The organism is Moorena sp. SIO3I8 (genome assembly GCF_010692325.1).
In the GTDB taxonomy this organism is placed as follows: domain Bacteria; phylum Cyanobacteriota; class Cyanobacteriia; order Cyanobacteriales; family Coleofasciculaceae; genus Moorena.
In genome coordinates, this window is the sequence record NZ_JAAHHW010000025.1 from 67,021 (window position 1) to 77,074 (window position 10,054).

The following is a 10,054-nucleotide window of genomic DNA, read 5'->3' on the forward strand; positions in this document are numbered from 1 at the left end:
TAGGTAGCAGCAGTTACAATTTTTTCTAAAGATTTCTTAATAATTCTAGCTTACCTTGGGAAGACCCGAAGAAAAATAGCTGGTGTTCCACTTGTAGCATCCGGCTAAGCTAAACCTATGTATAGCAAAGGGAGTAGGGAGTAGGGAGTAGGGAGTAGGGAATCTGGAATCGGGAGTAGGGAATATGGCATCAAAAATTATCACAATTGATTTAGTTACCCTATCAAACTATGCCGTCTTGATAGGTTTGCGTTCGCGAAGCGGTTCCAAAGGAACATCGCGTAGCGTGACCATTCGCGTAGCGTGGCCCAAAGGCCAAGGTCAATCGTTGCTGCTAGTTCCATCAGTTCTGGGTTACCTGTTACTGTAAAGTTACTGGGTCAGTGATGAATTGATCAACTGCTGACAGTGGTAAGCGATCGCGTTTCCGTGGATACCTTCTTCTGGCTTTCAACCGGGGGCTGAGGAGGTGCTGACTCGTTCTCAGCCTTCAAACGCAGAGTAAAGGATTTATCAACATAGATACCTTTGGAATCCGTGCGACGGACAATCACGGTATGGCTGGTGTCTGTTTTGAAATTAATCAAGCTTTGCTCGGTAAGAGCCAGTTTATTCTCCTTCAACATAAACCGCCCGCCAGCATCATCAATTAATGAGTAGGTATACCGTTCTCCTGTTTTTGGATTAGTCGGGGATAGGATACCAACTACAGTTCCTGGTTTGATCTGATCAGGGATACGTTGATCAGCTTGGTCAGAGTTTTGGGATCTTTGGGGAACGTTTTCCTGAGTTGTGCTGGTATCTTGGTGATGGTTTTGGTCAGGTAAGCTAGCGTTTTGAGCAAGGCGATACAGGTCAGTAAAGAAGTTATTGAGAGGTTTAATCCCACCCTTAGCTGCCTCGACTTCCACTAACTCACTGTTGGTCAATTCTTGAATAACGGAGGATATAGAAGGGTGGGTAAAACTGTAGAGACCTTCCTCATAAGATTCCAAAACAGCTGATAAAGATAGATTATCTTCACCGCTCGATGGTGGGGATTGTTTAAATTTAATCTGATCTAAGGGCAAGAACAAAGTAGAGGATTTAGCTAAGTTTAGCTTAGCTTTATTTTCATTACTATCTTCAAATTGTATCGGTAAAACATTAGGGCTTGTTGCCACTGGGCTGGTGAACAGAAGTAGACCATACTTCTCTAAGCTTAAGTCTTGATTGTTTTGGTCTACAGTTTCCTCAATAGCAACCGTTTCAGAGACCGTTTCAGGGGTTGAAGATTGGTCTATCTCGCTCTCACTGATGGTAGTTAGCAAATCATCCATGGAATAGATGCTTGATTCGCTATCTTCTATATCTTCTCTGGGCACAATATTCTCAGGTTGCCCTGTTTTTGTAGAGGATTTTCCTATCCTCAGCCGAATCGGCAGCCGTTGATAGTTTATCTGTAGCGCAATTACTCCCCATCCTCCAAGAGATACCACTGCCCAGCCAAACAACCATCGGTATAGTGGTTTATTGGAGAGGGCGTTCAAGGGGGTTGAAGTAACCGATTGATTTGCTAAGGCAGACTCTGGTGTTGAAATAAAATTATTAATGATAGTATCCTGACCTTCCCCTCTAGTTTGTGGCTGATTTGGGGAAATCTCGATCAACTCCCTCTCTTGGGTAGCAGATAAGAATTCTGAGTGCAATTGTTGTAGAGTTATCCAGGTTATTGGTCCAACAATACCATCCGCATTCAATCCTAGTGCTTGCTGGAATGTAGAGACAGCAGCAAAGGTATTGGAACCGTATACACCATCCACTGGCTGTTGGTAGTTTCCTAACTGTTGCAGTATAGTTTGTAGTCTAGTGACAACTTCCCCTTTACTCCCCAAACGCAGTGTTGGGGGGACATTTATTCCTGGTAAAGACCGTCCCTGGACTGTTTTGAGATTACTGAATCGAGAGTTTTGAGCAATTGCGATCGCTTCTGGAGCAGTGATGCTCTTGGAGGGTTTCCCCAGCCGAGGGGATTGGTTGGGCTCTTGAGTGGGCGTGCAGATAATGCTGTCACTGTAGTCAAGACTAGCAGTGGCATTTTTGCAGTGGCTGTAGGCTAGTAGTAGGAGAGTAGAGGGGTCAGGCATATAGCGTTTTTATCTAGGTTGTAAACACACCTCTTGCTTTAAAAGGCAAGAGGTAAGAGGCATGCATGCTAGAGGGGAAAGAGATCCGGAGTTTTATTCGACAATAAAAAAAGACCTCCTCGGTTTACATCTGATGGAGAAACGCTATAGACAGCACTTGAGTCTAGTAAGCTTTGCACAATTTATTTTGTCAACCCGGATATTTTAGTGAGGAAATTTGTAAAGTTTTGTAAACTATGGTAAAGGGAGCAGGGAACAGGGAACAGGGAACAGGGAACAGGGAGTAGGGAGTAGGGAGTAGGGAGTAGGGAATATGGGGAATTCGGCTAGATGCGATCGCGTAGCGTGACCATTCGCGTAGCGTGGCCTTTTGGCCAAGGTCAATCGCTTTTAGCGTGGCCTACGGCCAATCCCGTAGCGTGACCATTCGCGTAGCGTGGCCTTTTGGCCAAGGTCAATCGCGTTTATCAATTTCCAGAAACTCCCCCCACCCTGACTAGAAAATGCTATTATTAAACGTTATTAGTAGTGGTGCGTTACGGGGCGGACTATCCCAAGGCTGGCTAAGAGGCGAAAAATAATGGCAAGTCCGCCCCTAACTACGCACTAATTATTTTTGAATTTTAAATTATTTCCTTCAAAAAGCTTTTTATATCAGACTAGCGAGTCACAAATTTTAGCAGGATTTTTTAAGATATGAGTAGTATAAAAAACCTAAGTCAATGGTGATTTTTTTTGTTGGTTACCTGTCCTATATATTATCGCTATAGCAATCATAAATTAGCTTAAATAAAGCTTCATACTTATTTAAATAAATATCGTAAATAAACTATTATAAATAATTCAAATAATTTATTTTTGATGGTTAAAGAGGAATCCGTGTAGGAATTGTGATAATTTTTGTTTCCTATTCCCTATTCCCTATTCCCTGTTCCCTATTCCCTTTCCTATACCTCACCCAATTAAAACCCGAAATATTATAGCAGCTAATTTCGATAATAGCATTTAACTGTGCCACTTGTCAAAGTGACCTAATTTCAAAACAGCTCAAAAATCTGTCATGGTATAAAATAATCTAGTGTGCAATCTCTACCATCCACGTAAAAGAGACACTTGTGCAATCGACACAAGACAAAACCAGGCTGCATTTAAACCAAAAACTGCATTCTACCAATAGTTTTGCTCAATAGTTTGGGAATTCTTAGAGCAATTCCTAACAGTTATGCCAAAGGGATTTTCAGCAAACTACTAGTTAATTAGCTGTTAATGTAAGCTATCAGCTATCAGCTAATGCGCTACAGATGGTGCTACTTGAGGTGCTATCAGCTATCAGCCTATGGGCTACGTGAAATGGGGGTTTTCCCCAGACTTTCTATTTTATTTGAAGCTGACCGCTGACGGCTGACCGCTGACGGCTGACCGCTGACAGTTTACTGTCAACAGTTACCAATCCACAAAACGCGCTTCATCTAAAACAGGAAAACAACCATGAAAATCGAAGCAGAAAACTCAATTCGCGTTACCCTGGAAAATTACGAGGTTTTTGATAATGATATTGCTTCAGGCTCTAAAGCAGTCAGAATCGAAGACATTGAAAGCAACGGCATAATCAGAATTGACTGGACAGAAAGTGATGGTGTTGCTGGCAAATACCATATCGGTATCGCTCACTTTGATGAAGTGGATGGAAAAGCCAAACTAAAACTACAGGTTAACGGTATTGAAATTGACACCTATACTTTGGAGAAAAACCTTGGTGGAGATGGACCCAACTCCCTTAACTATGTCGGTTTCACTGACTCTCTCAGCAATGGTGATCCTAATCCAAATCCTATCTTTAAGGATGTACAACTTGCCCCAGGCGATCGCATCGAAATTGTTGTAGAGGCAGATAGTCTTGATAATGAGACCTTCGAGTTAGGGCGAATTGACGCCATCGAATTTACCTCTGCTGAAGTGGATCTGTTCTGGCATAATTCTCAGACTGGTGCCATGGGAGCTTGGCGGATGCATGGGGTCATGGGTACTGACCTAGATGAGGCAGTGACGATTCAAATGGAATCAGTTAACAGTGACTGGGAGATTCGTGCTGCTGGAGACTTTAACGATGATAGCCACAAAGATATGGTTTGGCGCAATACCGTTACTGGAGACATTGGTATCTGGTTAATGAAGGGTTCCCAGTTCCAAGAAGCAGTATCCATCGTCCCAGTCTCAGACCTTAACTGGCAAATCCATGGCACAGCAGATTTCAACGGTGATCAGCAAACCGATCTGCTGTGGCGTAATCACTCCACTGGCGAAAATGCAGTTTGGCTGATGAATGGCACTGAGCTAACTCAGGGAGTACTAATCAAATCAGAATCAGCCGACAGTAAATGGAAGATGCTTGGTGCCGGAGACTTTGATGGAGATGATGACGGGGATATTCTCTGGCTTAATACTGAAAACCAAAATGTTTCCTACTGGCGGATGGCAGGTACAGATTACATAGAGTCAGTGTTGGTGAATAATGCACCCTTCGACAACACCTGGAAATTTCAAGGAGTTATGGATTTTGACGACAATAATTACGATGACATTTTCTGGAGCAATACTGTTGATGGCAAGACAGGGATGTGGATGATCAATGAAAACGGTTACGAGCGACCAGTAATCTCTGAGTCGATAGATTTGAGCTGGGAAAGCCATGCCTAAAGTGACCTTTGTTGAGCGCTGTTTGTTGACGGTTGACTGTCAACAAACAGCGCTCAATCAAATTATGCGTTCGCGTAGCGTGGCCTACGGCCAATCGCACTTCTGACTTGCTGTCGCATACAATCAATTACTCACACACCTTAGGGGCGCACGGGATGCGCCCCTAAGGCTAATTTTTGTTATATTCATTATCAAGAGAACGATAGTTATAGGAACGCGCCCCCGCCCCTCTCCCCACACTGTTCTGATTCCCGATTCCCGATTCCCGATTCCCGATTCCCGATTCCCTGCGCCATAGCATACTAATTTACCCTAAATGAAGCACTCCGAACACTTGCCAATCATTGGCTGGCGAGAATGGTTGACGTTGCCTGAACTTGGTATTATACAGGTCAAGGCGAAAATTGACACTGGCGCACGTTCATCCGCCTTACATGCCTTTGATATCAAAACCTTCGACCATGATGGGATCAAGTGGGTTCGCTTCAAAGTGCATCCCTATCAGCGGGACAGCCATCAAACTGTAATCGCAGAAGCGAAACTGTTAGACCAGCGAAAGGTACGCAGTTCCAATGGACAAACTCAGTTGCGACCGGTTATCCAGACTACTGTAAAACTAGGTAGCAAGCAGTGGCCGATTGAACTTACCTTAACCAATCGAGATGCCATGGGTTTCCGGATGTTGCTGGGGCGTCAAGCTGTTCAGAGGCGCTTTTTGGTAGACTCAGGTCATTCCTTTGTACAAAGTTCAACTACGAGTCACCAGAGCAATGATAGGAGTAATCAAGGATGAAAATTGCTATCTTATCCCTAGATGCTGGCTTATATTCTACCCGACGCTTGAAGGATGCTGGGGAAAAGCTGGGTCATGAAATGCGGGTGATTGACTATATGCGCTGTTATATGAATATTACAGCTCACAAGCCAATGGTAATGTATCAGGGCAAACCCTTAGATGACTTTGATGCCATTATTCCCCGGATCGGGGCATCAAAGACCTTCTATGGCACCGCCGTTGTACGGCAGTTTGAAGTGATGGGTGTTTTTAGTGCTAATCCAACTCAGGCAATTTCCCGCTCTCGTGATAAGCTACGCTCTCTTCAGATCCTTTCTCGTGAAGGTATTGGTTTGCCCGTAACTGGCTTTGCCCATTCCACCCAAGATATTGACGGCTTAATCGAGATGGTAGGTGGTGCTCCTTTGGTGATTAAACTATTGGAGGGTACCCAAGGCATTGGGGTGGTACTGGCAGAAACCCATCAAGCTGCTACGTCCGTCATTGAAGCCTTTCGCGGTTTAGAAGCCAATATTTTAGTCCAAGAATTTATCAAAGAAGCAGGGGGTATGGATATTCGTTGCCTTGTGATTGATAGTAAAATAGTAGCATCAATGAAGCGACAGGGAGCAGAAGGGGAATTTCGCTCGAACCTACACCGAGGGGGAACAGCAGAAAAAATCAAGTTAACCCCTGAAGAGCGTAGCACAGCAATTCGTGCTGCTAAAGCCATGGGATTACGCATAGCTGGGGTAGACATGGTACGCTCCAATCATGGTCCGGTAGTGTTGGAAGTAAATTCTTCACCAGGACTAGAAGGAATTGAAAAGGCGACTGAAGTAGATGTGGCGGGGAAGATTATTGAATTTTTGGAAAAAAGTGCTGCAAATGATAAAAAAGGTACACCTCGCAGTGGAGCTGTTCGCGATCGCATAAAGTATTAAATTGTCATTCAATTTTGACGGAATACTAGGTTATTGTTACTAGAACATAGGTAAATTATTGATTAGGGTGTCAGGAATGAATCCAAGCCTGGAACAGTCAAGTATAGATACTACGACTATGATGACATCTTCCGAACCATTGGTCGAGGTGCCGAAAATCTTGGAAGAAGAGCGCATGCAAAAGGAGCGTATGCATGATGTCCTGCTGCTGCTGGAACATTTAGTAGAAAGGGAAGAGGCTACCGTGAAGCTCATCCTCGATTGCCTCTACGATGTGGGCTCAGTAAACCTGATCAACAAAAAGTTTCAGTCTCGCTCCCTCAACTGGATGATGAAATCAATTGCCCGTATGTCCAAACCAGCCTTCAGAGTTGTTGCTCTGCGCTGGTTTAAGAAGAATTGTCCAGAACTAATTACTAAGTGGCTGGGGGAGCAAGTGCAAGGGAGCAGCGAGTCGGGAGTCGGGAGTCGGGAGTCGGGAGTCGGGAGTCGGGAGTCGGGAGTAGGGAGTAGGGAGTAGGGGGAATAAAATTGAGTGTACCTGATAAGTACGAGAAACGCCTTTATGCGTAAGTCCTGAAAAGTTTACCGCTGGCTCAGCCTATCCTGACACCGAACAGCTTTTGAATAAAATAAGCTGACGGCTGAATGCTGACACCTTGAGTTAGGAATTTTCACAAAACCAATAGTTTACAAATCTGGTCAAGCAGTTGACAATTTTCTGCTGATATCAGTCATTCAAAAGCTTTTTTAGCGCGAGTGCGCCCCTAGCATACTCACAGTTTGTTCACAAAGTTTGATTAATCTTTCATCAGAGCTTAATCAAAGGAGCCGAATGTCTAAGTAAATACTCTGTTTCGGCGTAAACAACCAGCTGATGCCTAATGTCATGACTAAAAAGGGGAGGAGATGGAGAGAGTCAAGGTCGGCAAATGCTAGTTGTTAACAACTCCGATGCTACCAGATTTGCTCTAAAAACTCTGATTTAAAACTAAGGAGAACGTTGATGAACACACAATCAGAAACTGCCATTAAGCACAGTGATGTAATCAACCGGATAGTACTGAATCGCCAAAACACTGAAGAAATTGGTCGGGTAGCTGAGCTGTGGCTCGACCCAATGGCTCATAAAGTTTTGGGTTTGGTTTGCAAGTCAGGACTGCTGGGTCGCAAAAAACGGTCATTTACTTGGGCAGAAATTGAGGCGATTGGCTCCGACAGCATTCTAGTTTACCTTGACTCGGAAACCGCAGCGAAAAAACCCCCATCAGTGGAATCGATTGTGGGACATCAGTTGTGGACGGACGGAGGGAATCAGGCAGGTACTTTGGTGGACTATCGATTTGACCCCAACACCGGGACGGTAGTTGAGTATATCTTTGGCTCCAAGGGTTGGCGTGGTGTCACTGATGGCACCTACCGACTTCCCCCTGTCGCCATCGCCAGTGTGGGCGGTAAACGAGTGATGGCCATAGAGGCGATGGTGCAAAACGCTGAGCAGTATACCGATGGCATCAACCAAAAAGTTGCTCAGGCGGCTGAATCCTTGAAAGATGACTACGCCAAAACTAAGGAAGATATGGCGGCGCTGATGGAAGGGGCTCAGGGGTTAGCGACTCAAGTGCAAGAAAATGCTAAAACAGTAGCGGAGAATACCCAAAATAAGTTCTCTGAGGTTGCTGGTCAAGTGCAACAGACCACTAAACAGGTGACTGGTAATGTTCAAGAGAAGTTTTCTGATGTCACCACTCAAGTGCAAGAAAATGCTAAAAAAGTAGGGGAGAATACCCAAAATAAGTTTTCTGAGGTTGCTGGTCAAGTGCAACAGACCACTAAACAGGTGACTGATAATGCTCAACAGAAGCTCTCTGATGTTGCTGGTCAAGTGCAAGAAACTACTAAAAAAGTAGCGGAGAATAGCCAAAATAAGTTTTCTGAGGTTGCTGGTCAAGCACAACAGACCACTAAACAGTTAACTGGTAATGCTCAACAGAAGCTCTCTGAGGTCGCTGGTCAAGCACAACAGACCACTAAACAGTTAACTGGTAATGCTCAACAGAAACTCTCTGATGTTGCTGGTCAAGTACAACCGACCAATAAAAAAGTAGCGGGGAATGCCCAAGAGAAGTTTTTTGAGATTGCTGCTCAAGTGCAACAGACCACTAAACAGGTGACTGGTAATGTTCAAGAGAAGCTTTCTGATGTCACCGCTCAAGTGCAAGAAACTACTAAAAAAGTAGCGGAGAATACCCAAGAAAAGCTCTCTGAGGTCGCTGGTCAAGCACAACAGACCACTAAACAGCTGACTGACCAGGCTAAGGAAAAACTAGTTCAAGTAAAGACAAAGTTGCCGAGTGCTGACTCCGCTACTACTACAGAAGCTGCTCAGAAAGACAAGACACTCAAAGCTAGTTCTGAGCCAGAATCTGCCAAAACAGCTCTTAAGCACTAACTGATCTATACAACTCAAGGAGAAAAATACCATGAGACAAGTTGCAATACTGGTAACTAGACAATTTGCAATGGTGCTAAGTATTTTAGCGATCGCATCTTGGTTGTCTCTAGCTACTGATGGTAATGAGAACTCTCAGTCTAAACCGACTCCGAGTTCAGCAGAAGCAACTGCACCCCAAACACCAGCAGAAACCGTTGCATCCGAGAGAAAAGAAAAACAGAGCTCTCTGCAGAACATAATCTCTGTGTTAATGGTCGCTGATCAGTAATATCAGTATTCAGCGATCAGCCCTCAGCGATCAGCCCTCAGCGATCAGCCCTTGGCCTACGGCCAACGGCTGAATGCTTACTTAGTAATATCTCAGAAGGTGGCAAGAAACGTTTATTTAAGAAGTACTCAAATAATGATCACCACTGACAACAATAGCGATTGTGAATTTCTTCAAGAAGACAGTATATGGTCTGACCTCAGAGCAATAAGAGTTATTAATGGGTTGCAACAGGAGGTGGAGTTCCTAGAAGCCTCAGTGAAACGGCTCCAAATCTGGCTGGTTTTAAGTATTGTGATCCTAGGAGGTAGTATTGCTGCTATCAGTCCCCTTGGTGCTATGACTTACAAGCAGTTGCAGCAGCAATTCGCACCAGTAAATTCCTGGAAAACCACTCAACAAAACCGGTGATTTTTTGATTAATTATTCACCAGACTTCTTGCAGAAGTCGGGAACAGGGAACAGGGAACAGGGAACAGTGGAGAAGAATTGACGCAAACACTATCATAAAAATACTTTTGCAAGAGGTCTACCATTAAAACTAAATATAGCGTTTCTAGGATTTATGAGGTACGCTTCTCAACCTCAAAGTCCCCCTTGATAAGGTGGATTTAGGGGGATCTCTTGGTACCTCATGGCATATATAATTGCTCTAATAAATACTAGAGTATTACTAAATTAATTGTGCCCATTTTTGATCATAATTTTCCTACTCCCTACTCCCTACTCCCTACTCACTGTTCTCTTTGCTATAAACACTCAACACTCAACAGTTTCAAATCAAGGCCA

12 protein-coding genes are annotated in these 10,054 nt (G+C 44.1%); 7 read left to right on the top strand and 5 right to left on the bottom strand.

The window, feature by feature from the left end; genetic code table 11:
- Nucleotides 1–45: 45 nt before the first annotated feature.
- From F6K51_RS12675 to F6K51_RS12690, 4 genes are all read right to left on the bottom strand, one after another.
- Nucleotides 46–204, bottom strand: a complete 159-nt coding sequence (locus F6K51_RS12675; protein ID WP_158069414.1) for a hypothetical protein — start codon at nucleotides 202–204, stop codon at nucleotides 46–48.
- 11 nt (nucleotides 205–215) lie between these two features.
- A complete protein-coding gene (locus F6K51_RS12680; protein ID WP_293020797.1) occupies nucleotides 216–344 on the bottom strand; it encodes a hypothetical protein in 129 nt (42 codons plus the stop codon).
- 51 nt (nucleotides 345–395) lie between these two features.
- Entirely contained in the window at nucleotides 396–2,126 is a 1,731-nt protein-coding gene (locus F6K51_RS12685) for a peptidoglycan-binding domain-containing protein (RefSeq protein WP_293020798.1), read from the bottom strand.
- A gap of 234 nt (nucleotides 2,127–2,360) precedes the next feature.
- Nucleotides 2,361–2,510 (bottom strand): hypothetical protein, encoded by a 150-nt coding sequence (locus F6K51_RS12690; RefSeq protein ID WP_293020799.1) that lies wholly within the window; start codon nucleotides 2,508–2,510, stop codon nucleotides 2,361–2,363.
- A gap of 1,104 nt (nucleotides 2,511–3,614) precedes the next feature.
- On the opposite strand from F6K51_RS12690, the gene F6K51_RS12695 reads away from it, so the two are divergent.
- Entirely contained in the window at nucleotides 3,615–4,823 is a 1,209-nt protein-coding gene (locus F6K51_RS12695) for a VCBS repeat-containing protein (protein WP_293020800.1), read from the top strand.
- Between the two features lie 169 nt (nucleotides 4,824–4,992).
- On the opposite strand, the gene F6K51_RS12700 is transcribed toward F6K51_RS12695, so the two are convergent.
- Complete coding sequence (locus tag F6K51_RS12700) at nucleotides 4,993–5,124, bottom strand: hypothetical protein (protein ID WP_293020801.1); 132 nt, start codon at nucleotides 5,122–5,124, stop codon at nucleotides 4,993–4,995.
- A gap of 15 nt (nucleotides 5,125–5,139) precedes the next feature.
- Between F6K51_RS12700 and F6K51_RS12705 the strand changes: the two genes are divergently transcribed.
- The 6 genes from F6K51_RS12705 to F6K51_RS12730 all read left to right on the top strand — a co-directional run bounded on the left by F6K51_RS12705 (nucleotide 5,140) and on the right by F6K51_RS12730 (nucleotide 9,676).
- Entirely contained in the window at nucleotides 5,140–5,616 is a 477-nt protein-coding gene (locus F6K51_RS12705; RefSeq protein WP_293020802.1) for an ATP-dependent zinc protease, read from the top strand.
- The gene (gene rimK / locus F6K51_RS12710) at nucleotides 5,613–6,542 is read left to right on the top strand and encodes a 30S ribosomal protein S6--L-glutamate ligase (protein WP_293020803.1); all 930 of its coding nucleotides are present in this window, start codon (nucleotides 5,613–5,615) and stop codon (nucleotides 6,540–6,542) included. Before F6K51_RS12705 ends, rimK begins: the two co-directional genes overlap by 4 nt.
- A 118-nt stretch (nucleotides 6,543–6,660) precedes the next feature.
- Nucleotides 6,661–7,062, top strand: a complete 402-nt coding sequence (locus F6K51_RS12715) for a hypothetical protein (RefSeq protein WP_293020804.1) — start codon at nucleotides 6,661–6,663, stop codon at nucleotides 7,060–7,062.
- Between the two features lie 486 nt (nucleotides 7,063–7,548).
- Nucleotides 7,549–8,994 carry a PRC-barrel domain-containing protein gene (locus F6K51_RS12720; RefSeq protein ID WP_293020806.1) on the top strand — a complete coding sequence of 482 codons (1,446 nt, stop codon included), beginning with the start codon at nucleotides 7,549–7,551 and terminating at the stop codon, nucleotides 8,992–8,994.
- 31 nt (nucleotides 8,995–9,025) lie between these two features.
- Nucleotides 9,026–9,265, top strand: a complete 240-nt coding sequence (locus F6K51_RS12725) for a hypothetical protein (RefSeq protein WP_293020808.1) — start codon at nucleotides 9,026–9,028, stop codon at nucleotides 9,263–9,265.
- A gap of 51 nt (nucleotides 9,266–9,316) precedes the next feature.
- Nucleotides 9,317–9,676, top strand: coding sequence for a hypothetical protein (locus F6K51_RS12730; RefSeq protein ID WP_293020810.1), 360 nt, complete (start codon nucleotides 9,317–9,319; stop codon nucleotides 9,674–9,676).
- Nucleotides 9,677–10,054: the final 378 nt, after the last annotated feature.

Bases quoted from the DNA above. Each gene is read 5' to 3' on its own strand.
- F6K51_RS12680 (WP_293020797.1), bottom strand. From the start codon at position 344: ATGGAACTAGCAGCAACGATTGACCTTGGCCTTTGGGCCACGCTACGC.
- rimK (WP_293020803.1), top strand. From the start codon at position 5,613: ATGAAAATTGCTATCTTATCCCTAGATGCTGGCTTATATTCTACCCGA.
- F6K51_RS12705 (WP_293020802.1), top strand. From the start codon at position 5,140: ATGAAGCACTCCGAACACTTGCCAATCATTGGCTGGCGAGAATGGTTG.
- F6K51_RS12695 (WP_293020800.1), top strand. From the start codon at position 3,615: ATGAAAATCGAAGCAGAAAACTCAATTCGCGTTACCCTGGAAAATTAC.
- F6K51_RS12725 (WP_293020808.1), top strand. From the start codon at position 9,026: ATGAGACAAGTTGCAATACTGGTAACTAGACAATTTGCAATGGTGCTA.
- F6K51_RS12715 (WP_293020804.1), top strand. From the start codon at position 6,661: ATGATGACATCTTCCGAACCATTGGTCGAGGTGCCGAAAATCTTGGAA.
- F6K51_RS12685 (WP_293020798.1), bottom strand. From the start codon at position 2,126: ATGCCTGACCCCTCTACTCTCCTACTACTAGCCTACAGCCACTGCAAA.
- F6K51_RS12700 (WP_293020801.1), bottom strand. From the start codon at position 5,124: ATGCTATGGCGCAGGGAATCGGGAATCGGGAATCGGGAATCGGGAATC.
- F6K51_RS12720 (WP_293020806.1), top strand. From the start codon at position 7,549: ATGAACACACAATCAGAAACTGCCATTAAGCACAGTGATGTAATCAAC.